Here is a 25,112-nt window from a genome sequence, read left to right as displayed (position 1 = left end):
TTCAGGCCGTTCCGCTGGCGCCCTGGTTGTCTTTCAGGTAGCGCCGGAAGGCCCGTGCCGGCAGGGGGCGACTGTAGAGATAGCCCTGGCCCAATTGCACCCCATTGGCGGCCAGCCACTGGGCCTGGTGTTCGGACTCGATGCCTTCGGCCACCATGTTCAGGTGCAGGGAATGGGCCATCTCGATGATATGCACGATGACCGAACTGGTGACCGCGTGGGTTTCGATGGCGTCGACGAAGGCCTTGTCGAGCTTCAGGGTATCGAGCTCAAAGCTTTCCAGGTAGGACAGGCTGGAATAGCCGGTGCCGAAGTCGTCCACTGCCAGCTGGTGGCCGCGCCGCCGCAGTTCGCTGAGCAACTGGCGGGAATCGTCGCTATCCACCAGGCCGCGCTCGGTGAGCTCCAGCTTGAGGGCGGAGGCCGGCAGGCCGGCACCCGACAGGGCGCTGTCCAGTGCGTTCAGCAGGCGGCTGTCCTCCAGGTCCTGGGGCGACAGGTTCAGGTTGATGGTAAAGCCCTCGTGTTCCCTGAGCAGGCGGCCCAGCTCGCTCACCACCTTCTCCAGCAGCATCAGGGTCAGGTCGGTAATCATGCGGCCGGATTCGGCCAGTGGAATGAACACCTCCGGGCTGATGTTTTCACCGCCGGCCCGCTGCCAGCGGGCGAGCGCCTCGGCGCCTGTGCAGCGGCCGCTTTTCAGGTCCACGATGGGCTGGTAGACCACATCGATGGCGCCGCTCTCGATGGCACTGCGCAACTCGGCGCCGAGGCTGAGATGGCGGCGGGAAACGCGCAGCACCACCAGCACCCAGAGCGCCGCCAGCAACAGGCCGAGCAGGGAAGCCGTCATCAGTGAGGGCAGGTAGCGCTTGACGAACTGGCCGGAGGGCTGCACCGCCACCACGTCCATCGGAAACACCGTGTCGAGGGAGAAGCGTGCCAGGATACGACCGGACTCCCCCGCGATGGTGAGGCCGGGTTTGAGGGTTTCCGGCGAGGGCAGGTCGGCGTCGGCGGGCACGCTGATCATGCGCAGTCCCTCCACCCAGAGCCCGGCCTGTTGCTCGAGCGGTGTGCCGGTGTCCAGCAACAGGCGGGGGTCGATGGCCACGTCGTGGTCGCCCAGGCGCATCAGGAACAGGGCGACGCCGCCCACTGTGGTATCGGGGCCGGGCCACCAGGCCACCACGCCGTTGTCATAGATGCGGCTGGCCGCTGGCGGCGTGAGTGCGGCGCCCTGCACAAAGCCGACGCCGCAGCGGCGCTCTGCCGCCTGCCAGTAGCCAATGGCGCGGATATAGGGGCGGGCGATAGCCTCGTCCTGCAACTGGGCGATGTGCCCGGCCGAGCAGCGCGGCAGCGTTGACTGGTTGAGGCTGTCCAGCAGTCCCCGGGCGTCCAGCAGGGCATCTTCCGCCCGGTGACCGAGGTGTTCGGCCACTGCGCCCAGGCGCTGCTCCTCCGCCACCACCGATTCGCGCCAGAGATACCAGCCCAGCACGGTGATAAGGGCAATGACGCCGGCCATGGCGGTCAGCAGGGCAATCAGGACGGCCCGCTCGCGGCGGGCGGTGGCGTGGTGGTGTGGTCGAGCCAAGTGGCGTGTTGTCCGGGGCAATGGAAGTGCCTACCTTAGTGCCCGGGGCGGCGCAGGACAATGCCGCTGTTCACCTAAAGTGGGAGGGCGGTCACAGCTCGGTGGCCCGATTCCAACTCCGGTGGGCCGCGATGGTAGACTGTTGAACCGACTGTTCATGGGGCTGTCTCCATCCGCAATTCACGTCACACCTTCCTGGGAGTATTGCTCTGGCTGGCGGCCCTGTGTGCGCCTGCGGCAGTAGCGGCCCCCGACGATCTTGGCGCTGAGCTGCAGGCGCTGGAGACCCTGGTCTGGCGCGACCCCTGGGCGGCCCGGGAGCGGCTGCAGGCGCTGGCACCCGGGGTGCCGCAGAGCGATGCCGGGATCAGGGCGCTCTACTACCAGCAGCTGGCCCTCGCCCTCCAGTACCTTTACCTGAATGAGGAATATGACGCCGCGGTGGCGGCGGGTCTGCAAGCCGTAAACGCGGATACGCCGCCTCACGTTCGCCTGTTCCTGGCGCTGTTCGACGCGGTCCGGGTGCGGCGGGAGGGGGATTACACCCGGGCGGCGGACATGATGCTGGCAGCCGCGTCGCGGGCGCGAGAGGTGAACGACCAGTTCCTCTACGTGTTCGCCCTCGCCGAACTCGGTTTCACCCAGGGCATGGCGGGCAAGAGTGAGCAGGCTTTCCCGCGCCTGCAGGCGGCTCACACCGCGGCGGTTGCTGCCCAGGACCGGTTCCTGTTGGCCCTGGTGAATGAATCCTACGGCTCGGTCTACGGTTACGTGGGCGAGTACGATCAGTCCATCACCTACTACCGCAAGGCACTGGAAGAGTACGCCGCCATTGGCTATTCCGTGTACGAGGCCGAGGCTACCTACGGCATCGCCATCTCCTACCGCTACGCCCGGCAGTGGGACAAGGCGCTGGAGATGTTTCGCCATTACCGCCAGCTCACCGAGGTCAATCACAGCGAGCACGGCCGCTACTCTTCCCTTTACGGCGAGGGCATGACCTACGCCGAGATGGGAGATTGCGCCCACGCCCTGCCGGTGATTGCCGAGGCCCTGGCGGCCGGCACCCCGGAGGATTTCAAGGCCGAACTCTACAAGCGCCAGGCGGTCTGCCTGGCGCGCGCCGGAGACGCCGAGGGCGCCGCAGCTGCCGTCGCCGCAGCGCGGGCGGTATTCGACAAACTGCAGGTGTTCGAGGGGACACACTGGGAGCTGGAAGTGGATCGCGCCGCTGCGGAGGTGGCTGCGGAGCTGGGTGACATGGCGCGCGCCTACGAGCTCATGCACCAATACCACGAGCAGATGATGACCCTGCAGCAGGAAAATGCCTCGGAGCGGCTGGTGACCCTGCGAGTCGAGATGGAGAATGCCCGCAAGGATCACGAAATCGCCCTGTTGCGGGAAGAGGCCCGCATCGATGCCCTGGAGTTGGAACAGCAACGCCGCAGCAACCAGTTGCAGCGCATGACCACTTTTTCCTGGATCGGTGTGACCGTAATGGTGCTGATTTTCCTCGCCTGGCAGATCCGCCACACCCGCCGCTTGCGGGAAATTTCCAGTCGCGACGCGCTGACCGGGCTGTACAACCGGCGTTTTATATTTCAGCGCCTGCAAGACCTCACCGCAGACCTGCCGCTGGACCGGGCCGAGTTGTCTATCGTTCTGGTGGATGTGGACGACTTCAAAATGATCAACGACTGCTATGGGCACCCGGTGGGCGACCGCATTCTGCAGGAGCTGGCCGCGCTCGGCGGCCGCCTGTTGCGGCCCGGTGACGAGATGGCGAGAGTGGGTGGGGAAGAGTTTCTCTGCCTGTTGCCACGCACCTCGGCAAACAATGCCCGGATGGTGGCCCAGCGCCTGCTGGAGAGCGTGCGTCACCACCACTTCGAGGTGCCCGGCCCGGGGCAACTCCAGGTTACCGTGAGCGTTGGGGTGGCCAGTTTTGGCGCGGGGTGCACGGACGCCGATAGTCTCTACGCGGCGGCCGACAGCGCCATGTACCGCGCCAAATCCGGCGGTAAAGACCAGCTCTACGCCTTCGCCTAGTCCTCTGTACCCTTGTCAGGCCATGGTGTCTGCTATAGACTGCTACCGGTGGCACAACATTGTGCCCGCTGTTGGAGTGGTGGTCAGCCGCCCTCCCTGCAAAGTAGAACGAGCGCTGATACACGCTGCGTTGTCAGTGCCGGTAACAGGAATAATAACGAATGTGGCAGTCTTTTCGCGTGGCGCTTTGCGCCGCCTTCCTGAGCCTTGTGGCGGCCTGTGGTGTACGGGACGAGGTCACTGTGTTGCACCTGGCACACACCCTCGACACCGGGCACACCGTGCACAAGGCCATGGTACATCTCGGCGAGCAACTGGAGCGCTACAGTGGGGGTACGATGCGTGTGGCCCTCTATCCTGGCGGCCAGCTGGGCAATGAACGCGAACTGATCGAACTGCTGCAGATCGGCAGCCTGGCCATGACCAAGGTGTCCGCCAGCCCGCTGGAAGGTTTCGTACCGCAGATGCAGGTATTCAACGTTCCCTACGTGTTTCGGGACCAGGCCCACTACCAGCAGGTGCTGGACTCCGCCGTCGGCCGCGAGCTGCTGGATGCACCACTGCCGGTGCGGCTCAAGGGCCTCGGTTACTACGATGCCGGCAGCCGCAGTTTTTACACCGTGAAGCAACCGGTAAACACACCGGACGACCTCGCCGGATTGAAAATTCGGGTGCAGGAGAGCAAGACGGCCCTGCGCATGGTGGGGGCCCTCGGCGGCTCGGCCACACCGATTGCCTGGGGTGAGCTGTACACCGCGCTGCAGCAGGGTGTAGTGGACGGCGCGGAGAACAACCCGCCGAGCTTCTTCCTCTCAGGTCACTACGAGATCTGCAAGTACTACACCCTCGATGAGCACACTGCAGTTCCCGACCTGCTGCTGATCGGCACGGTGGCCTGGAATTCACTGACCAGCGAGCAGCAGCAGTGGTTGCAGCGCGCGGTGGACGATTCGGTCACCTTCCAGCGCCAGCTATGGGCGCAGGACAGTGCCGCGGCGCTGGCCGCGGTGGAGGAAGCCGGGGTGGAAATCATCCGCCCGGACAAGGCCCTGTTCCGGGAGCGGGTGGCCGCCATGCAGGCGGGTTACCGGGGCACGCCCGTGGGTGACCTGATCGCGCGCATTGCGCAGGTGGGGAGGTAGTCGTGCTGGAGTTTGTCGATCGCCTGTTCCGCTGGTTGCTGTCTGCATTGATGGCCCTGCTGGTGGTGTCCGTCACCTGGCAGATCCTGTCCCGTTACCTGCTCTCCGAGCCCAGCTCCTGGACCGAGGAGCTGGCGCGCTTCCTGCTGGTGTGGATTGGCATCCTGGGCGCGAGTTACGCCTACAAAGTGAAGATGCACCTGGGCATCGACCTGCTCGCCCAGCGTCTGAGGGGAGGCAAGGCCTTCGCACTGGACGTGTTCGTCAACGCGGTCGTCGCCGGCTTTGCCCTCGCCGTCATGGTGGTGGGCGGCAGCAAGCTGGTGGCCATGACCTGGGAACTCAACCAGGTCTCGCCAGCGCTGGGCCTGCCCATGGCCTGGGTGTATACCGTGGTGCCCCTGAGCGGCGCACTGATTACGATCTACGCGGCAGAGAACTGCCTGCACGGCTGGCGCGAGTATCGCGACGGCAACACGCATGGCAGAGGGAGTGTCTGACAATGGTTGAACTGGCACTGGTCCTGACTTTTGTGCTGCTGCTGACGCTGGGTGTCCCGGTAGCCTTCTGTATTGGCGTGGCGACCATGCTGGCGATGCTGGTGTCGATTGACCCCGGCCCCGCATTGACCACCATTGCCCAGCGCATGGCGGGCGGTATCAACAGCTTTGCCCTGCTGGCGATTCCCCTTTTCATCCTGTCCGGCCTGTTAATGGGGCAGGGCGGCATCGCCCGGCGACTGATCAACTTTGCCAAGTGCCTGGTGGGCATGGTCCCCGGGGGACTGGCCTTTGTGAACGTGATTTCCTGCACCCTGTTCGGCGCCATTTCGGGCTCCGCGGTGGCGGCTACCTCGGCGGTGGGGGGGTTCATGGTGCCGGCCATGGACGAGGAAAAGTACGAGCGGGAATTCAGCGCGGCGATTACCGCCACCTCGGCCACCACCGGCCTGCTGATTCCCCCCAGCAACATACTCATCGTGTATGCAGTGGCCAGTGGCGGGGTGTCCATCGCAGCCCTGTTCCTGGGTGGCTACCTGCCTGGCATGCTGGTGGCTCTGTGCCTGATGGCAGTGTGCGCACTCTATGCCAAGCGTCGCAATATGCCGGCGGGTGGTACCGTCCCAGCGGCTGAAGTGCTGCGTCACACCCTGGCGGCGGCTCCCAGCCTGTTCCTCATCGTGCTGGTCATAGGCGGCATCATCGGCGGTATCTTTACCGCGACCGAGGCCGGGGCCATCGCTGTGTTGTATGCGCTGGGTCTGTCGGTGCTGGCGTACCGTGAAGTGGCCATTACCGAGTTGCCCGGCATCCTGCTGAAGGCGACGGAAACAACGGCTATCGTCATGCTGCTGGTCGGAACTTCCATGGCCATGTCCTGGCTTCTGGCCTTCCAGAACGTGCCGGTGCTGGTGGCCGAAGCGCTGCTGGGCTTCAGCGACAACCCGTTGATGATTCTGCTGATGATCAACCTGGTACTGCTACTGGTGGGTTCCTTCATGGACATGACCCCGGCGGTGCTGATATTCACCCCGATCTTCCTGCCGGTTGCGGTACAACTGGACATGTCGCCCCTGCACTTCGGTATCATGATGGTGCTCAACCTGTCCATCGGGTTGTGCACACCACCGGTTGGCAGTGTGCTGTTTGTCAGCTGTGCCATAGCCCGTACCTCCATTGCCCGCATTATCAAGCCGCTGATGCCCATGTATGCCGCGATGTTCGTCGCCCTGCTGCTGGTCACCTATGTGCCCTTTTTCAGTGAGGCGCTGCCGCGCTTCTTTGGTCTCTACGAATGAACGATTTGGTGAACAACAGGCCCCGTGTGGCCGCGATCGGCGAATGTATGCTGGAGCTTTCGGGCGTTCCGGGCCAGGGCGCGAGCCGCACCATGACCCTCGGGTACGGTGGCGATACCCTCAATACCGCGGTGTACATGGCGCGCCTGGGAATGGACGTTGACTATGTCACTGCCCTGGGCGATGACCAACACAGCCAGTGGATGCTGGACGCCTGGCAGGCGGAGGGGGTGGGTGTTTCCCTGGTGACGCGCCTGCCCGGGCGGGTGCCAGGGCTGTATATGATCGACACCGACCCCGACGGTGAACGCCATTTCAGTTACTGGCGCAGCGCGGCACCGGCCCGTGAATTATTCGACGACGATGCCCGGGTCGAGGCGCTGAGAGCCGCGCTGAGCGGGTATCGACTGGTCTACCTTTCCGGCATTACCTTGTCGCTATACCCGCCGGCGGCACAGGAGAAGCTGTTCGCGCTACTGGCCGGGTTGCGCCAGCGCGGAGTGAAGGTTGCCTTCGACGGCAATTACCGTCCCGCCGGCTGGCCCGACGGCGAAGCTGCCAGGCGGGCCTTCAGCCGGGCCTGTGAGACTTCGGATATGGTATTGCCCACGTTCGAGGACGAGCAGGCATTGTTCGGCGATGCCGGCCCGGGCGTTACCCTGGCCCGGATAGCGGCCGAGGGGGCAGGTGAAATTGTCCTGAAGCAGGGCCCTGCCGGCTGTCGCGTGAAAGATGCCGAAGGGGAGCAGGTGGTGGCGGCGCAGCGGGTTGAAACCGTGGTAGACACCACGGCGGCAGGTGACTCCTTCAATGCCGGCTACCTTGCGGGGCGATTGTCCGGCCTCGCGCCTGCCGACGCATCCCGGCAGGGGCATGCCCTGGCCGCCCGGGTCATCCAGGTTCGCGGCGCGATCCTGCCCCGGGAACAGATGCCGGATCCGGTAAATAGTGAGGCGGGCCAATGAAGCGAGCACACCGGAATTATGCCTTGTCCCGCCGTCACTTTTTGCACCTGGCTGTGGCGGGTGCTACAGGCGCGGCGCTGGCGGGTTGCACAGCGAGTACCGGGGCAGGGGTTGCCGCAGAAGCGGCGGACGGGTGGGCCCGGGCCCGGGAGATCAGTGAGACCATTGCCACCGCCACATTTCCGGACCGGGATTTCGATATCCGCGACTTCGGCGCCGAGGCGGGTGGTCAGGCCGACGCCACGGCAGCCATTACCCGTGCCATAGCCGCCTGCCACGAGGCAGGTGGCGGTCGCGTTGTTGTGCCCGAAGGCGTATTTGCCTGCGGGCCGATACACCTGCGCTCAAATGTAAACCTGCACCTCGTGGAGGGGGCGGAGCTGTCCTTCAGCACCGACCCGCAGCGCTACCTACCCAGGGTGTTCACCCGCTGGGAAGGGATGGAGCTGATGAACTATTCCCCGCTGGTGTATGCCTACGGGCAGGAAAACGTGGCAGTTACCGGTGCCGGCACACTTCAGGGCAATGCCAATGACCAGACCTGGTGGCCCTGGAAGGGGCCGAACAGTGAGCAGCACTGGGACCTGATCGAGGGGCAGGACCAGGCGCCGGCCCGGGCGCGGCTGGAGCAGGAAACCGAGGCGGGGTTGCCGGTGGCAGAGCGCCTTTACGGCGAGGGAAGCTGGTTGCGTCCCCCGCTGGTGCAATTCTATCGCTGCAAGCGCGTATTGCTGGAAGGTGTCACCCTGAAGGATTCACCCTTCTGGTTGATTCACCCGGTCCTCTGCGAGGATGTGGTGGTGCGGGGTGTTACCTGTTCCAGCCACGGCCCCAACTCCGACGGCTGTAACCCGGAATCCTGTCGCAGGGTGCTCATCGACAACTGCCGCTTCGATACCGGTGACGACTGTATCGCGATAAAATCCGGTCGGAATGCCGACGGGCGCAGGATTGCGGTGCCCTGTGAGGATGTGCTGATCAGAGGCTGTCACATGGCGGCCGGTCACGGCGGTGTGGTCATCGGCAGCGAAATTTCCGGCGGGGTGCGCCATGTGTACGCCGAGAATTGCGAAATGAACAGCCCGGACCTCGAGCGCGCCCTGCGGATAAAAACCAACTCTGTGCGCGGAGGCGTACTGGAGCATCTGCGTTATCGCAACATTCATGTCGGGCGGGTCAAGGATGTGCTGGTGATCAACTTCCACTACGAGGAAGGTGATGCCGGTGACTTCGAGCCCCTGGTGCGGGATGTGGAAGTGAGCAACCTGGTGGTGGAGAATGCCGACCGGGTGTTCCAGGTGCGTGGCTTTGCCCGCAACCCGGTGCGGGATGTACGCCTGGAAAATGTTATGGTGCGTCGCGCAGGGACCATCGGTATTGTGGAGCACGTCACGGGCCTCGAGGTCGATCAGGTTACGATTAATGGCAATGCCTGGCGGGGTCCCGCCGTCTGACAGGTGAACAGGAGCGAGTGCGTTGAGTAAAGAATCCACCAGTCCCACGATCAATGACGTGGCGCGTATCGCGGGTGTTTCCAAGCGCACCGTTTCCCGGGTGCTCAACGATTCGCCCAAGGTGAACCAGAAGACCCGGGAGCAGATCCAGAAGGTCATAAAACAACTCAAATACGTGCCCAGCCCCCAGGCACGCGGCCTGGCGTCCAGCCGCTCCTACATGCTCGGTTTGCTGTACGACGATCCCAATGCGCTGTTTATCCACGCTGTGCAGCGGGGCATTCTCAGCGTCTGCGTGGCGGAGGGCTACGAGCTGGTGGTGCACCCCTGCGACCACCTGGCTCGCAACCTGGTGTCCGGGGTGAAAAAATTCATCACCCGCTCCAAGCTCGACGGGGTGGTGATCCTGCCGCCGCTGTCCGCCAACGAAAAACTGGCCGCGGCCCTCGACGCCGAGGGCTTTCACTATGTGCGTCTGGCGGCGCTGCCTGTGGACCGGCCCGAGCGTATCGTGATTTCTGATGATCGTGCCGTCATGGTCGACCTCGCCCGGCATTTCGCCGAACTCGGGCACCGTGATATCGCCATGATCACGGGGCCCAAGTATCGCCTGGCATCGGAGGTGCGGTTTGAGGGTTTCCGACAGGGGCTGGAGGATTTGGGCCTGGACTTGCCCCCGGACAACATCGTGGAGGGTGACTTCACCTACGAGTCGGGTATCGATGCCGGCATGCGCCTGTTGGACCGTCCCGAACCGCCCACCGCCATTTTTGCCAGTAATGATGAGATGGCGGCAGGGGTGATTCACGCCGCCTGGCAGTTGGGCATCAAGGTGCCGCAACAGCTTTCGGTGGCGGGTTACGACGACAGTCCGCTGGCATCGAAGATCGTACCGCCCCTCACTACCTTCCGTCGCCACAATGAGCGTATGGCCGCTCTCGCCGTAAAGAAGCTGTTGGCCAGTATCGCCGGGCGGCCTGATGAAGCGTCGGAACTCACCCATGAATTCGCGCCGGAATTGATCTTGCGCCAGAGCAGCGGGCCGGTTCGCGGTTAGCCCTGTCCGGGCGTTTTTCTCCGGGGGTTAGTGCCCCTGCTTCTTTATGTCTCACTGTAACTACGGTTCCGAAAGTTGTGGGGCCGGGGCCCATCAATGGCCTTTATGTCGAAAAATGGCCCCTGTTTGAAGAAATGATTGCCAGCGGTGGCATTGCGGGGGTATATTCTTGCTACCGGTGGCAGTGTGTAGGTTGTCGCTGCTGCGCAGGTCCGGTTGAATCTGCGGCTTTCGCGGGAAGCCGCACTGCTAACAGGGGCGTGGTCTGGGGGTAAGTGTTGGGCGGGACCCCCGGCAAACGGACCGCTTCCCTTTTTGACCCACAGTCGACAGCGGCTGTGGGTTTTTTTATATCCTGGAAAACCTTCTCGATTCCGGCTTTGGGCCCTCTCAATCCCCCGTCTCCCTTGAATTTTCGTTCCTTCGCCTGTACTCTATGCTACCGGTGGCACAAGAGCGATAAAGAGACGATACAAAGGCGACACGCCACCACCCGAACAGCCGTGCAATAACTGGAGCGCACCAGGTGAAAATAAAACGACACACTTCCGCGGGGTTGATGCTGGCGCTGCTACCCCTCATGTCCACTGCTGCAACGGTGCCGCTGGCGACTGTTGAGGTAGCCAACCCCTCGAATTTCCAGCGCAATGATGAGCCCCTGTCCCTCAGCTTTGCCTCCCTTGGCGTGAAGGAGAGCACGGCGGCCAGCTCGCTGGTGGCGCTGGCGGGTGAGCAGGTATTGCCGAGCCAGACGCTGGATACCGATGGTGACAAAAAGGTTGATAGCCTGCTGGTGTTGCTGGACCTGAAAGGCGCGGAGCGGCGTCAGATCCGGGTGGTCAGCGATGCCCAGCTGGCAGCGAAACAACGCTACGCCAAGCGCACCCAGGCAGAAATATCCCGCAAGGAAGGCGGGCACTGGCAGGGGCGTGAATATATCGGCGGCGACTTCGTGAATGTACAGGAGCTGACGCCGCCCCCCGAGCATACCGACCACTCCTGGTACATCCGCTATGAAGGGCCCGGTATCGAATCCGACAAGGTCGGCTACCGGGTCTATCTCGATGAGCGCAACGGTTTCGATATCTTCGGCAAGAAGGTGCCGGAACCGGTGCTGCAGCGTGTGGGGCTGGATGGCTTTGATTCCTACCACGAGCCTTCGGAGTGGGGGCTGGACGTGCTCAAGGTCGGTGCCTCCCTCGGTATGGGGGGCTACGGCTACTGGCAGGATGACGCGGTGCAGCGGGTGTCCGATGTATCCGGCTGGACCGCGAGCATCAAGGAGAACGGTAACCTGCAATCGTCCTTTACCATCCACTACAAGGACTGGAAAGTGGCCGGCAAGACGGTGCAACTGCGCAGTACCCTGACCATGCAGGCAGGAAGCCGGTTGGTGAAGGTGGCTCTGGAAAGCTCCGAGCCATTGGACAACCTGGTCACCGGAGTGGTGAAGCACCCGGGCACCGTCACCGTGAAGGGCGACCTGGATATCACCGGAGAGGCGTTCTCCTACCTGGGTACCTGGGGCAAGCAGAGCCTGGACGGCGGTGAGCTGGGCATGGCGGTGCTGTTTCATCGCAATGATCTCAGGGAACTGGCGGAGGACGAGGCAAACCACGTTGCCGTTCTGGAACCCCGCGGCACCCGTCTGGAGTACTATTTTCTGGCTGCATGGGACGGTGAGCCGGGTGGTATTACCAGCGAGAAGGCCTTTGTCGATTACCTGGATCGGGAGGCGGAACGCCTGACTATCACTCCACGAGTACAGGTGTCGAGCGCTTATGGCGCTGGGGAGAAGCAGTTCCCGATCACTGCGAACGCGGCCCTGGGCTGGGCCCAGGTGCTGGTGGATTCCGAAATCGCCCGCCACGGCCGGCAGCTGGCCCACGGTGGCTGGGATGACCTGCGTGCGCGCCCCGCAAACTGGGAGTACACCACCGGCCTGCTGATGCAGGCCTATGACGCCCTCGGCCTGGCCCTGGACCAGCGTGCCTACAGCACCATGGCGGAGGGGGTGATCGCTTCCTTCGTGGCGGAGGATGGCAGCATCCACAGTTACGACAAATCCAGTTACAACATCGACAGTATCAACAGCGGCAAAATGCTGCTGCGTTTGTATGAGCGAACCGGGGAGCCGCGCTATCGCGCGGCGGCCACCCGTTTGCGGGAACAACTGGAAGAGCACCCCCGGGTGAGCGCCGGAGCGTTCTGGCACAAGCAGCGTTACCCGTACCAGTTGTGGCTCGACGGAGTCTATATGGGCATGCCTTTCCTGGCGCACTACAGCCAGTTGTTTGAAGAGGGGCACAGCATCGACGAGGTGGTCAGGGAGTTCGAGATCAGTCGTGACCAGTTGCGCGACCCGGAGACCGGCCTGTACTGGCATGCCTGGGATGAAAAAAAGCAGCAGGTTTGGGCCGACAAGGAGACGGGCCGCTCGGCGTATTTCTGGGGTCGTGGCCTCGGCTGGCTGGCCATGGCGCTGGTGGATACCCTGGACTATATACCCCCGGAGGATACCGCGCGACGCCAGCTGCTGATCGACATGACACGGCAGTTGGCGGACGCTTTGCTTGAAGTACAGGACGAGAGCGGCACCTGGTACCAGATACTGGATATGCCCGATGCGACCGGGAACTATCTCGAGGCCTCCGGTAGCAGCATGTTTACCTACATGCTCGCCAAGGGAGTAAACAGGGGCATCCTGCCAACTTCCTACCGTGACGCTGCGATCAAGTCCTACGAGGGACTGGTGCGGGAATTCGTTGAGCCGCACCCGGATGGCAGCGCCAGCCTGACCCAAATCTGCCAGGTGGCCGGCCTCGGCTTTGGTCGCGACGGCAGCTACCGTTATTACATGAGCGAGAAGGTTATCCCCGACGACCCGAAGGGTCTCGGTCCGTTCGTTTTCGCCAGCATTGAAATCGCTCGCCTGCTGGGTTAGCGGGCGAACAGAGAAAGGAGACAGTTTATGAGTACCGAATACAGCGTCCGCTTTGCAACCCATCCGGATGATTACAAGGGCTACGACACCGAAACCCTGCGCAAGCATTATCACGTCAGTAACCTGTTCCAGCAGGACAAGATCTCGCTGACCTACACCCACTACGAGCGGCTGATTGTCGGCGGCATATTGCCGGTCACCAAGGCGTTGCCGCTGGAAACCATCGACCCGCTCAAGGCCGAGTACTTTCTGCACCGCCGCGAGTTGGGGGCGATCAACATCGGTGGGCCCGGCACGATTACCGTCGACGGCAAAGTGTATGAGGTGGGTTATCGCGAGGCCATGTACCTCGGTGCCGGTGACAAGCAGGTGGAATTCGCCAGTGTCGATGCAGGTAAGCCGGCCAGGTTCTATATCAATTCGGCGCCGGCGCATCACAGCTACCCCGACAAGAAAGTCGGTATGGCCGATGCCGACGCCATGACCCTCGGTTCCGGTGAAACCTGTAACGAGCGCACGATCAACAAATTGCTGGTCAACACCGTGGTGGAGACCTGCCAGTTGCAGATGGGGCTCACTGAATTCCATCCGGGCAGTGTCTGGAACACCATGCCCGCGCATATTCACGACCGCAGGATGGAAGCCTATTTCTATTTCGAGCTGCCGGAGGACCAGGCTGTCTGCCACTTCATGGGGCCAAAGGAAGAGACTCGCCACATCTGGATGGGCAACGAGGAGGCCGTGGTTTCGCCGCCCTGGTCCATGCATACCGGCGTTGGTACCAGCAGCTACGTATTTATCTGGGGCATGGCCGGGGAGAACCTCGACTACGGTGACATGGACCACTGCCAGCCGCACGAGCTGCGCTAGGAGGCACCGTGAGCACTCTGTTCAACCTCAGTGGCAAGCGGGCGCTGGTTACCGGCGCTACCCACGGTCTCGGACTTGCCATGGCGCGTGGGCTCGGCGAGGCCGGCGCTACAGTCGTCATCAACGGTCACTCCTCCCAGGAGAAAATCGACAGTGCAGTCACAGAGCTGCGTGCCGCCGGTATCGACAGCCACGGCTATCGGTTCGACGTAACGGATGAGAACGAGGCGGAAACCGCCGTGGCAAAGATCGCCGCGGAAGTCGGCGCGATCGATATCCTCGTCAACAATGCCGGTATCATCAAGCGCGTACCGATGCTGGACATGGATCTCGCCGAGTGGGAGCAGGTGATTCGTACCGACCTCACCGGGGTGTTCGTGATGAGTCGGCCGGTTGTGCGCCGCATGATCGATAACGGTGGCGGCAAGGTCATCAACATCTGCTCGATGATGAGCGAACTCGGCCGCAATAGCGTGGGCGCCTATGCCGCTGCCAAGGGCGGGCTGAAGATGCTGACCCGCAACATGGCCACCGAGTGGGCCAAGCACAACATTCAGGTCAACGGTATCGGCCCGGGCTATTTCGCCACCAGCCAGACCGCTCCCATTCGCGTCCCCGGCAACCCGTTCAACGAATTCATCCTGCACCGGACGCCGGCCAACCGCTGGGGCGATCCCGATGACCTGCAAGGCACCGCGGTGTTTCTCGCCTCCCGTGCCAGCGACTTCGTCAACGGCCAGATCGTCTACGTGGACGGTGGCATCCTGGCCACCATCGGCAGACCTGCGGGAGAAGACTGAGTGACGGGTTCTGCACCGGCTCCGGCCACGGTTCTGCAGTTTGGCACCGGCGTATTTTTACTGGGCTTCGTCGACTGGATCATTCAGCAACTCAATGAGCGCGCTGAGTTCGATGGCCGGGTGCTGGCGCTGAAGGCACGTCCGGGGAGCAGCGCGTCGTTGGCGCCGCTCAATCAATACAGCGGCCGGTTCGAGATCTGGTTGCGCGGTTACCGCAACGGCGAACTGATCGACGAGGTGCAGCCCGTGAACTGCGTCCAGGGCGCCGTCAACCCCTTCGCTGATTACGCCGTGGCACTGGAACAGGCCGCCAGTGACGAGTGGCGCTGGGTGGTCTCCAACACCACTGAAGCAGGCATCCGCTACACGGCCCAACAGGCGCCACAGGATGCCGTACCGACAACCTTTCCTGCGCTGCTCACGGCCATGTTGCACCACCGGTTCGTCCACTACCGGGGCGCCGGCGAACGCGGTGTGACCGTGCTGTGCTGCGAGCTGATCGAGGACAACGCCTCGACCCTGCGGGACATCGTCCTGCGTCATGCCGGTGACTGGAACCTGCCTGCGGATTTTAGCGACTGGCTGCAGGCGTCCTGTGCTTTCTGCAACACCCTGGTCGACCGTATCGTCACCGGCGAGCCCGCCAGCGCCCCACCCGCGCGGACCCTGCCGTCGGATGCTCCCCTGATCGAGGCCGAAGCCTTCTACAGTTGGGTGATCCAGGCACCGCCAGCGGTGTGGGCCCGGCTGCCGGTGGAGAGGGCGGGGCTGGACGGGGTGCAGTTTGTCGACGATCTCAAGCCCTGGCGCGAGCGCAAGGTGCGAATTCTCAACGGCGCCCATACCGCCGGGTTTGCGCTCAGCCTGATGCTGGGAGTGCCCACGGTGTTCGACAGCATGTCGAACCCCCTGCTGCGACGCTACCTCGAGCGCCTGATCTACGATGAGGTCTGTCCCACCCTGGCGGGAGAGGACATCGAGGTCTACGCTGCCGCCATCCTTGAGCGCTTTGACAATCCCCATGTGGAGCATCGCTGGGAGAATATCGCCCTTAATGCCCTGTCCAAGTGGCGGGCGCGCTTGCTGCCGACGCTGCTGGACGCAGCCGCCGGTCGCGACAGCCTGCCTCCCTTGCTGGTGCTCTCTCTGGCGGCGCTGCTGTGTTTCTATCGCGGCCAGTGGCAGGGGCGGACTCTGCCTGTGCGTGACGATGAGGCTGCCGTGGCGGAGTTGCGGCGGTTGTGGCAGAGCGGTGCGGAGCCTTCGCTGGCGATTGCTGCGATTCTCGACAGCGATGTGATCTGGGGTGAGAAATTGCCGCCGGTTTCAGGGTTGGTTGATGCTCTTAGTGACGTTATCAGCCGGATGGAATGTGATGGGGTGGAGTCTGTGCTTGAAGCCTGTCTTGCCAAAAGCTGAATTCCACTTTCTACCTGGTCGCTCGGGATCTTGGGAGTTCTAAACCCGCGCGCGCAGCACCCGGAGTCCTTCCGGGACACGCTGTAAATACGTCCATGTACGCTTCTACTGCGGATGGCCGCCCCCGACCTCCATGCCTCATAGAGTCCCAGAAGGACTCCGGGCGCCGCACACGCTCCCATTGAGGGTATTCAGGATGGTGACTTCGCATCCCTAAACCAGAACAACGCTCCAGAGCAGGGTGTGAACTGGGGGTGTCTTCCGGGACCTTCAGCGGCCTGGACGGTCGCTGACTCGGCATCCATGCCTCATAGAGTCCCGGAAGGGTACCGGGCGCTGCGCGCGCTCCCTTCGAGGGTATTCAGGATGGTGACTTCGTATCTGTAAATCCGAACCACGCTCTGTCGCAGGGTGTGAGCTGGGGAGCGTTTTCCGGGACCTTCAGCGGCATGGATGCCGCTGAGGAGCCTACATGGATGTATTCACGGCGTGTCCCGGAAAACGCTCCCCAGATCGCGCCCGTCCTACGGAGTGCTCGCCAAGGGGGTCTGAAACGCCTTCACGGTAAATTTTAAAAATTGTTTCTAAAGCCGATACGATTGTTTGGCCAGGTTATACGCCAGATCTACCGCCAACTCCGCAGCTTCCTCTTCCTGCAGCCGATGATCTGCCACCAGTTCCGCCAGGAAGGCGCAGTCCATGCGCCGGGCCACATCGTGGCGGGCCGGGATGGACAGGAAGGCCCGGGTGTCGTCGTTGAAGCCTGCGGTATTGTAGAAGCCCGCGGTTTCCGTTGCCTGCTGGCGGAAACGGCGCATGCCTTCCGGGCTGTCGTGGAACCACCAGGGCGGGCCCAGGCGCAGGCAGGGGTAGTGGCCGGCCAGGGGTGCCAGTTCCCGGCTGTAGCTGGTTTCGTCCAGGGTGAACAGGATGATCTCCAGTGCCGGTTCCCTGCCGTACTTGTCCAGCAGGGGCTTCAATGCCCGTACATAACCCGTGGGGGAGGGGATGTCGGCGCCCTTGTCGCGGCCGAAGCGCTGGAACACGAACTCATTGTGGTTGCGGAAGCTGCCCGGGTGAATCTGCATCACCAGGTCGTCTTCAAGGCTCATACCTGCCATCTCGGTGAGCATCTGGCCGCGGAACAGTTCCGCTTCCCCGGCGCTGTGGCGGCCGCTGCGTACAGTGTCGTAGAGGGCTTCTGCTTCGCTGCGGCTGAGGTTTGCGGTTGTGGCACTGGGGTGGCCGTGGTCGGTGGCGGTGGCGCCCATCGACTTGAAGAAGGCGCGGCGTGCGCGGTGGGCGTTGAGGTAACCCGTCCAGGTACTGGTGTCCTCGCCGGTGAGCTCGGCGAACTGGGCGAGATTGTCGGTGAAGCCCTCGTAGTCCGGGTCGGTCACCGCATCGGGGCGGTAGGTGGTAATGACCCGTCCTCCCCAGCCGCTATCCCGGATGGTTCGGTGATGAGCCAGGTCGTCCAGGGGGCCCTCGGTGGTGGCCAGTAGTTCGATGTTGAAACGGTCGAACAGCGCCCGGGGGCGAAATGCGTCGGTGGCCAGTTTTTCGTTAATGCGGTCGTAATAGGCGTCGGCGGTGCCGCTGTCGAGGCGCTGCTGGAAGCCGAATACTTCGGAGAATACGCTGTCGAGCCACATCCGCGATGGGGTGCCACGCAGCAGGTGGTAGTGATCGGCAAAGCGCTGCCAGATCTTGCGGCCGTCGGTTTCGACCTCGGCGCCGTCGACGGTGGGTACGCCCAGGGACTCCATGCTGACGCCCTGGCTGTAGAGCATGCGGAACACATAATGGTCTGGCGTGATGAACAGCTCGGCGGCGTTGGCAAAGGGCTCATTGGTGGCGAACCAGGCCGGGTCGGTGTGGCCGTGGGGGCTGATAATGGGGAGGTCCTTCACGTTCTGGTAAAGCGCCCGGGCCACGGCGCGGGTGCCCGCATCGGCGGGAAAGAGGCGGTCGGGATGCATTGTTAGAGTATGTGACATAGAGAGTAACCTGCTTGCGGAGGCGTGTTGCCAGAATTATTGCTACCGGTGGCATAGTACGGTATCGTTGCCGCCATGGCAAGCGCAGCAATGCCCCCTAACCCCGCTGCGTCCCTGCTGTAAACCCGCTTCCGGGGGCCCTGTTTATGAACGTCATACGCATCAATGTCGCTGACAATGTCGCCATCGCGGTCAACGAAATCCCCGCTGGCAGCTTGGTCAGTGTGGGCGGTGTCAGCGTGGAAACCCGCGCTGCTATCCCGGCCATGCACAAGGTCGCCATACAGCCCATCGGCTGCGGTCAACCCATCTTCAAGTATGGCCAGGTGATCGGATTCGCCGCTGGTGACATCGCCGCCGGGGAGCACGTCCACGTCCACAACTGCCGGATGGGTGAACTGGAGAAGGATTACGGCTTCTGCCGCCACGCGGTGGCCCCGGCCTGGGTTCCCGAGGCAGAGCGAGCGACCTTCATGGGCTATCGCCGGGCGTCGGGGCTGGCGGGTACCCGCAACTACCTCGGCGTCCTGACCACGGTGAATTGCTCCGCTACCGTGGCACGCGGCATTGCCGCCCGGGGCGAGCAGTTACTGGCGGGCGGGGAGTACCCGGGGGTCGACGGCATCGTGGCCCTGACGCACAGTTCGGGCTGCGGCATGCAGGGTGACGACGAGGGCTACCAGACCCTGCGTCGCACCCTGGAAGGTTACGCCCGTCACCCCAATTTCGCCGGCGTGATGCTGGTGGGGCTGGGCTGTGAAACCCTCCAGATCCGGCGGGTGATGGAGGAGAGCGGGCTGGCGGATTCGTCCCGGTTCCGTGCCTTCACCATTCAGGACAGCGGCGGCACCCGGGCCGCTATCGAGCGCGGGGTGTCGGTGCTGGCGGACATGTTGCCGGCGGCCGATGGCTTTCGGCGCGAGCCCATTCCGGCCAGCGAATTGACCCTGGCGGTACAGTGCGGCGGCTCGGATGCGCTTTCCGGCCTGACGGCCAACCCGGCCCTGGGTGAAGCCGGAGACTGGTTGATCCGTCACGGGGGCACAGTGATCTACTCGGAGACCCCGGAAATCTACGGTGCCGAGCATTTGCTCACCCAGCGCGCCGAGAGCGTCCCGGTAGCGGAAGCGCTACTCGAGCGGATTCGGTGGTGGGAGGAGTACACCCGGATCAACGGCGTGGAACTCGACAGTAATCCCTCGCCTGGCAACAAGGCCGGTGGCCTGACCACGATCCTGGAAAAATCACTGGGCGCCCAGGCCAAGAGTGGCAGCACACCCCTGACGGGTGTCTATCGCTATGGCGAGCGGGTCACCAGGCCGGGCCTGGCCTTCATGGACAGCCCCGGCTACGATCCGGTCTCGGTGACCGGACAGGTGGCCTCCGGCGCCAACGTCATCTGTTTTACCACCGGGCGCGGCTCGGCTTTCGGTTTCAAGCCGGTGCCCTGCCTCAAGCTCGCGAGCAACCAGCGACTCTACGACCACATGGGCGAAGACATGGACATCAATTGCGGTGATATTGTCACTGGCGACAGCGACGTCCAGCGCAAGGGAGAAGAAATCTTCCGGCGGGTGCTGGCCGTAGCCTCCGGTGAGCGCACCGCCAGTGAGCAACTCGGCTATGGCGACAGCGAATTCAATCCCTGGAAAATTGGCGCCACGGTCTGAGCTGTGCCTGTATTTGTTGCTCCAATGGCTTAGTATTGGGGTGCCTATCGCGTCAGCCGACAATGGGGGATGAGGGTGACCAGCAGGACTATTGGCCTAGTAGCGCACGACCACAAAAAACAGGACCTGATCGACTGGGCCCTGTCCCGGCGCGACTGGCTGGCCGGCCATCGCCTGGTGGCCACCGGCACGACGGGCGGCCTGTTGGCGGATGCGCTGGGCCAGGCGGTGCACCGCTACAACAGCGGCCCCCTTGGGGGCGACCAGCAGATTGGCGCGCTCATCTCTGAAGGTGGCCTGGATGCCCTGGTGTTCTTCTGGGACCCGCTGTACCCCGCTCCCCACGACCCCGACGTCAAGGCCTTGCTGCGCCTGTGCAGCGTCTGGAACGTACCGGTGGCCTGTAACCGGGCCAGCGCTGACCTGATGTTCGGCGGCCAGTCACTCGACAGCGATACCTATCACCGGGACATACCGGTCTACTGAGGTGCTGCCGGCTGTCGCCAGGTGCCTGCTGCTGGCCATGCTGATGGCGGTCGCGGGATGTGGCGGTTACGAAGTCAAAAACCTCGCCAAGACCGACATCGACCTGGTGGCCGACGAGGTCATCATCGAAAGCCGCCGCCTGGTGCGGGAACTCACGGTCAAGCTGTACCGGCGCAATCCAGCGGAACTGCACAAGATCCCCGGCATGACCATCGAGGGTCGGGTAGCCCTGTTGAAGGTGAATGAGCGGGAGCTTGATTTTCCCGAGTTGCAGGGGCGCCAGGGCATCGACGCCATGAATCTCGCCTTTGCCCCCGATTACAGGGGCGACCGGGTCTTCGCCCTGGTGGCTGGCCTGGGGGGAATGTTGCGCCAGTCCTATGGCTATCGCCCGGAGTTTTTCCTGCCTGACAGCCTCAACGCCGAGGCCCTCGCCACCAGCGCACGCAATGTCGAGGTCCTGGTGTGGAAGCTCAAGAATACGCGGCGCCCGGACGGCAGCCTCTACCTCATCAGTCACGAGAATGGCGGGGTCGTGGACAACCTCAGCTTCGAGCGCCTGTTTGGCAAGCTGATCGCCCTGCAGGACCTGCTGGCCCGGGTCGCGGCCGACGCCGATGACCGCCTGATCACCAGCGCCGTGCATACCGCGTCAACAGTGTTTATTCCGCTGCCTATCTGAACGGCCGGATCAATCCTCCGCGGAAGCCGCATAATCCATGGCGAAGCCCACCAGGGTGCGTACCCCCACCAGCAGCGCGTCTTCCTGAATGTCGAAGTAGGGCGAGTGGTTGGAGGGACGCTCGTTTCGCGGCACGCTCGGGTCGCCCACGCCCAGGTGCAGGAACAGGCCGGGAATGTGGTGCTCGAAATAGCCGAAGTCCTCGGCACCGGTAATCGCCGGCCCCTCCTTCACGCGGTCTGCGCCGGCTGCCCGCTCCAGGGTGGGCATCATCCGCCGCAGCAGGACAGGGTCGTTCACGGTCACCGGGGCTGCCTCGGTGATGGTGATCTCCGCGGTGGCACCATTGGCGCTGGCCACCGCTTCTACGGTCTGGCGCAGTTTGCGATGCAGGTCGTCGCGTACGTCCATGTCGAAGGTCCGCAGGGTACCCGCCATTTCCACGGTGTCGGGAATGATGTTGCCGCGCACGCCGCCGTGAATGCTGCCGATGGTCACCACGACGGGGCCGCGGGTGACATCCAGGTGGCGGCCGGGAACGCCCTGCAGGGCGGTGGTTACCTGGGCCGCGGTGTAGATGGGGTCGACGCCCAGCCAGGGGGAGGAACCGTGGGTCTGGCGCCCGGTAATGGTGATGGCCAGGGTGTCCGCCGCTGCCATGAAGCCACCGGCTCGGTAAGTGATCTCGCCAGCATCGTTGGGCCAGACATGCAGGCCGAGAATGGCCTCCGGCGCGTCGTCTCCCTCCAGCACGCCTTCCGCAATCATCATCGCAGCACCGCCCTGCTCATCGCCGGGCGGTCCTTCCTCCGCCGGTTGGAACAGGAACTTGACGGTGCCTGCCAGTTGTTCGCGCTGTTCTGCCAACACCTTCGCTGCCCCCAGCAGCATGGCGATGTGGGCGTCGTGGCCGCAGGCGTGCATCACCGATACCTCGGCACCGTTGTACTCGCCCCTGGCCTGTGACGCGAACGCCAGCCCGGTTTGCTCCTGCACCGGAAGGGCATCCATATCGGCGCGCAGTGCGATCACCGGCCCTGGCTTGCCGCCGACCAGAGTGCCCACTACACCGGTGTGAGCGATACCGGTCTCCACCGAGTCCAGGCCCAGTTCACGCAGGGTATCTGCGATCTTTTTCGCCGTCTGGAATTCACGGTTGGACAGCTCCGGGTGCTCGTGAAAGTGGCGACGCCAGGCGATGACGCTGTCCTCGCTGGCCTCGAGGGCGGCGTTGAGGTCAGCGTCGCTTGCGCTGGCGGAAACGGTGGTCAACAGGCTGGCTGCCACGAGTGGCAGGGTCAGCAGAGGGGGAAGGTAACGCATGGGGTTGGCTCCAGGGCGGGTGATCGGGGTGGAACGGAATTACAGCCGGGCGTTGCAGCGTTCGCGGAAGGTATCCGGAACCGGGATGACGCAGCTCTTTTCGTAGTCGAAGAACAACAGGGTGGTGGCGACGCGCGCCATCTCCTGCTCCCGGCTGGTGTTGCTGATACGGTAGACAAACTGGAAACTCTTGCGGTCGAAATCGCGGATGCCAAGTTCAATGTGCAAGCGGTCGCCGTAGCGCGCCTCCGACAGGTACTGGACCTCCGAGTGGGCCATGATCAGGCCCGCGTCCTCGAAAGCGACCGCGTCGCTGTAGCCCAGCTCCTTGATAAAGCGCAACTGGGCTTCCATGGCGATCGGGAGAACCCGGTCCGCGCCCAGATGGCTGGCGGCGTTGACGTCCGTGTAGAGGACCTCGTAATCGGTGTGAAACAGGAACTGGTCCGGGAGTGTGATGGTCTTTCGTGACATATCGAGGTTCGGGCTGGTAGCAAACCGTCGAGCATGGCAAAGCAGGCCATGGTGGTCAATCCGGTCAACCGGCGGCAGGGCTGATTACATAGTTGAACTGGGCTTTGCTATCGCGACGCCAGCCCCTCCAGGGGGGTACGGTGAGGGCCGGAGTTGGCTACCATGAGCCGCTAATAATTCCCCTGCGACCCGGAAACCTGTTGCATGAGTAAAGCCCTGACCCACCTCTCCTCTCCCTGCCGGATCGGCAAACTGCAGCTGAAGAACCGCATGGTGGTCACTGCCATGGGTACCAACCTCGGTGCCGAAGACGGCAGCCCGAGCGAGCGCCTGCACGCCTTGCACGAGCGCCAGGCAAAGGGGGGGGCGGGACTGATCGTGCTCGGGTCGGTGGGGGTGAGCTGGCCCAGTGGTGGCAACCAGCCCTGGCAGGCAGCGATCTCCCGGGACGAGCATATACCGGCCTGGCGTAAACTGGCGGATGCCGTCCATGGCCACGGTGCCAAGCTGGCGGCCCAGTTGCACCACGGCGGCCTGGTGGCGGCCCAGGACCGCGCCGAGGGGCGCCCGATGTGGGTGCCGTCGTACCCTGAGGTAAAAACGGGCGATATGGCGGACGGTTTCCTGGAATCCGAGCTGGCCGCAATGTTCGATCCGAAAGCCCCCGAGCCCCAGCTGCACGTGATGACCAGGGACGACATCGACCAGCTGGTGGCGGATTTCGCCGCCGCTGCAGTCCGCGCCAAAACCGCCGGCATCGATGGTGTCGAAATTCACGGTGGTCACGGCTATATCATTTCGGAGTTTCTCTCTCCCCTGGCCAACCAGCGCGACGACGAGTACGGCGGCAGCCTGGAGAATCGCGCCCGGTTCCTGCTGGAGATCGTGGCGGCGGTTCGCGCGGCAGTGGGCGCGGACTATCCCGTGTGGGTCAAGATCGATTCCGGCGAGTTCGGCACCCGGGAGGGCATCAGCCTGGCGGACGCCCGGGAGACTGCGGTCATGCTGGAGCGCGCCGGTGTGGATGCGATCACCGTCAGCGCCTACCACGACACCTCGATGGGGGTGAATCACTCGGAATCCAACATACCCCACGTGCCGGAGCGGCTGGTGGCGGGAGCCACCAGTATCAAGCAGGCACTCTCCATTCCGGTCATTACCTCCGGGCGAATTGAACTGGAGGCGGCCGATAAACATATTGGCAGCGGTCACTTCGACATGCTGGGCATGGGACGTAAGCTGCTGGCGGACCCGGACTTGCCGAACAAGGTGATTGCAGGCCGTCTGGATGATATCAGGCCCTGCGTGTACTGCTATTGCTGTGTCAGCCAGATCTATGTTCTCAAACCGCTCAAGTGCGCGGTGAATCCGGAAACTGCCCACGAACTGACCCGCTCCCTGATTGCCACCAGCCGGGCGCGCCATTTCGCCGTGGTGGGTGGCGGTCCGGCCGGTATGGAGGCCGCCCGGCGACTGGCGGAAAGAGGACACCGGGTGACCCTGCTGGAGGCTTCAGACCGCCTCGGCGGCACCCTGCAGTTCGCCAGCATTGCCTATGAACCCAACGAACGCCTGCTGCGCTGGTTGCGCCGCCAGACCGAGCAATCCGCGGTGGAGGTGCGCCTGAATACCCAGGCCACGCCCTCGTTGCTGAAACAACTGGGTGTGGATGAAGTGGTGGTTGCCACCGGCGCCCGTCGCGACCTGCCGGATATCCCGGGCAAGGACCAGGATTTTGTGTTCAGCGGCGACGAGATGCGCGCCCTGGTGCTGGGGGAGGCGAACGCGGCGCTCGGGCGCAAGACCTCGGGCTTTACCCGCCTCATGACCCGCGCCGGTGCTGTCACCGGTGCCAACAAGCACCCCTGGCTGCTGCGTCAGGTGTCCCGGGCCTGGTTGCCCCTGGGTAAAAATATTGTGGTCATCGGCGCCGAACTGGTCGGTCTGGAATTGGCCGAGTACCTGGCACACCGGGGTCGCAACGTCACCGTGATCGACAGTGCCGGGCGCCCGGGCGCCGGACTCTACCTGGTACGCCGTATGCGCCTGTTGCACGAGCTGCGGGAGGAGGGCGTTGTCCTGATCAACCGCGCCCGGGATATCGAGGTGGGCGACCACCGGGTGCGTTACGTGAACTATCGCGGTCAGCAACGCAGCCTGGACGCCGACGAGGTGATTGTGGCCCAGGGCGCCACGGGTGACCTGAGCCTGGCCGAGCAGTTACAGACCCAGGGCGTTACCGTCCACAGTATTGGCGACTGTAATGGCGTGGGTTATATCGAGGGCGCCATGGAATCGGCTGCGGAACTGGTGGCCGGTCTCGACTGAGTCGCGTTAACTGTTGAGTGACAAACACTGGTGGGCTGTTGCTCCACCGCG

19 protein-coding genes are annotated in these 25,112 nt (G+C 63.5%); 15 read left to right on the top strand and 4 right to left on the bottom strand.

The window, feature by feature from the left end; translation table 11 throughout:
- Position 1: 1 nt before the first annotated feature.
- Positions 2 to 1,600, bottom strand: coding sequence for an EAL domain-containing protein (locus tag FV139_RS00885; protein ID WP_235898469.1), 1,599 nt, complete (start codon positions 1,598 to 1,600; stop codon positions 2 to 4).
- Positions 1,601 to 1,804: 204 nt separating this feature from the next.
- Between FV139_RS00885 and FV139_RS00880 the strand changes: the two genes are divergently transcribed.
- From FV139_RS00880 to FV139_RS00830, 11 genes are all read left to right on the top strand, one after another.
- Positions 1,805 to 3,649: a tetratricopeptide repeat-containing diguanylate cyclase gene (locus FV139_RS00880; protein WP_148066358.1), complete on the top strand. Its 1,845-nt coding sequence runs from the start codon at positions 1,805 to 1,807 to the stop codon at positions 3,647 to 3,649.
- 161 nt (positions 3,650 to 3,810) lie between these two features.
- Entirely contained in the window at positions 3,811 to 4,791 is a 981-nt protein-coding gene (locus FV139_RS00875) for a TRAP transporter substrate-binding protein (RefSeq protein WP_148066357.1), read from the top strand.
- Positions 4,792 to 4,793: 2 nt separating this feature from the next.
- Complete coding sequence (locus tag FV139_RS00870; protein ID WP_235898468.1) at positions 4,794 to 5,291, top strand: TRAP transporter small permease; 498 nt, start codon at positions 4,794 to 4,796, stop codon at positions 5,289 to 5,291.
- Positions 5,292 to 5,293: 2 nt separating this feature from the next.
- The gene (locus tag FV139_RS00865; protein ID WP_407946777.1) at positions 5,294 to 6,589 is read left to right on the top strand and encodes a TRAP transporter large permease; all 1,296 of its coding nucleotides are present in this window, start codon (positions 5,294 to 5,296) and stop codon (positions 6,587 to 6,589) included.
- A gap of 8 nt (positions 6,590 to 6,597) precedes the next feature.
- A complete protein-coding gene (locus tag FV139_RS00860; RefSeq protein WP_235898467.1) occupies positions 6,598 to 7,554 on the top strand; it encodes a sugar kinase in 957 nt (318 codons plus the stop codon).
- Positions 7,555 to 7,577: 23 nt separating this feature from the next.
- The gene (locus FV139_RS00855) at positions 7,578 to 9,008 is read left to right on the top strand and encodes a glycoside hydrolase family 28 protein (protein WP_235898466.1); all 1,431 of its coding nucleotides are present in this window, start codon (positions 7,578 to 7,580) and stop codon (positions 9,006 to 9,008) included.
- A 22-nt stretch (positions 9,009 to 9,030) separates the two neighbouring features.
- Positions 9,031 to 10,065, top strand: coding sequence for a LacI family DNA-binding transcriptional regulator (locus FV139_RS00850; protein WP_148066354.1), 1,035 nt, complete (start codon positions 9,031 to 9,033; stop codon positions 10,063 to 10,065).
- Between the two features lie 526 nt (positions 10,066 to 10,591).
- Positions 10,592 to 13,009 (top strand): glycoside hydrolase family 88 protein, encoded by a 2,418-nt coding sequence (locus FV139_RS00845; protein ID WP_213003989.1) that lies wholly within the window; start codon positions 10,592 to 10,594, stop codon positions 13,007 to 13,009.
- A 27-nt stretch (positions 13,010 to 13,036) separates the two neighbouring features.
- A complete protein-coding gene (kduI, locus tag FV139_RS00840) occupies positions 13,037 to 13,879 on the top strand; it encodes a 5-dehydro-4-deoxy-D-glucuronate isomerase (protein WP_148066353.1) in 843 nt (280 codons plus the stop codon).
- An 8-nt stretch (positions 13,880 to 13,887) separates the two neighbouring features.
- Positions 13,888 to 14,679: a gluconate 5-dehydrogenase gene (locus FV139_RS00835; protein WP_148066352.1), complete on the top strand. Its 792-nt coding sequence runs from the start codon at positions 13,888 to 13,890 to the stop codon at positions 14,677 to 14,679.
- On the top strand, positions 14,680 to 16,098 hold the full coding sequence (locus FV139_RS00830; protein WP_148066351.1) for a tagaturonate reductase: 1,419 nt from the start codon (positions 14,680 to 14,682) through the stop codon (positions 16,096 to 16,098).
- A gap of 584 nt (positions 16,099 to 16,682) precedes the next feature.
- On the opposite strand, the gene uxaC is transcribed toward FV139_RS00830, so the two are convergent.
- Positions 16,683 to 18,098: a glucuronate isomerase gene (gene uxaC / locus FV139_RS00825; protein ID WP_148066350.1), complete on the bottom strand. Its 1,416-nt coding sequence runs from the start codon at positions 18,096 to 18,098 to the stop codon at positions 16,683 to 16,685.
- A gap of 146 nt (positions 18,099 to 18,244) precedes the next feature.
- Between uxaC and FV139_RS00820 the strand changes: the two genes are divergently transcribed.
- The 3 genes from FV139_RS00820 (at position 18,245) to FV139_RS00810 (ending at position 20,936) form a co-directional block, all read left to right on the top strand.
- Entirely contained in the window at positions 18,245 to 19,768 is a 1,524-nt protein-coding gene (locus tag FV139_RS00820; protein ID WP_148066349.1) for a UxaA family hydrolase, read from the top strand.
- A gap of 69 nt (positions 19,769 to 19,837) precedes the next feature.
- Complete coding sequence (locus tag FV139_RS00815) at positions 19,838 to 20,254, top strand: methylglyoxal synthase (RefSeq protein WP_148066348.1); 417 nt, start codon at positions 19,838 to 19,840, stop codon at positions 20,252 to 20,254.
- Position 20,255: 1 nt separating this feature from the next.
- The gene (locus FV139_RS00810) at positions 20,256 to 20,936 is read left to right on the top strand and encodes a hypothetical protein (protein WP_235898462.1); all 681 of its coding nucleotides are present in this window, start codon (positions 20,256 to 20,258) and stop codon (positions 20,934 to 20,936) included.
- A gap of 9 nt (positions 20,937 to 20,945) precedes the next feature.
- On the opposite strand, the gene FV139_RS00805 is transcribed toward FV139_RS00810, so the two are convergent.
- Both FV139_RS00805 and FV139_RS00800 read right to left on the bottom strand, forming a co-directional pair.
- The gene (locus FV139_RS00805) at positions 20,946 to 22,259 is read right to left on the bottom strand and encodes an amidohydrolase (protein ID WP_148066347.1); all 1,314 of its coding nucleotides are present in this window, start codon (positions 22,257 to 22,259) and stop codon (positions 20,946 to 20,948) included.
- A 39-nt stretch (positions 22,260 to 22,298) separates the two neighbouring features.
- Positions 22,299 to 22,733: an acyl-CoA thioesterase gene (locus FV139_RS00800; protein ID WP_148066346.1), complete on the bottom strand. Its 435-nt coding sequence runs from the start codon at positions 22,731 to 22,733 to the stop codon at positions 22,299 to 22,301.
- A gap of 204 nt (positions 22,734 to 22,937) precedes the next feature.
- Between FV139_RS00800 and FV139_RS00795 the strand changes: the two genes are divergently transcribed.
- Positions 22,938 to 25,061, top strand: coding sequence for an FAD-dependent oxidoreductase (locus tag FV139_RS00795; protein WP_148066345.1), 2,124 nt, complete (start codon positions 22,938 to 22,940; stop codon positions 25,059 to 25,061).
- Positions 25,062 to 25,112: the final 51 nt, after the last annotated feature.

Origin of the sequence: Parahaliea maris, from assembly GCF_008064665.1 — a bacterium.
Classification (GTDB): Bacteria; Pseudomonadota; Gammaproteobacteria; order Pseudomonadales; family Halieaceae; genus Parahaliea; species Parahaliea maris.
This window is presented reverse-complemented; position numbering and strand designations above follow the sequence as displayed.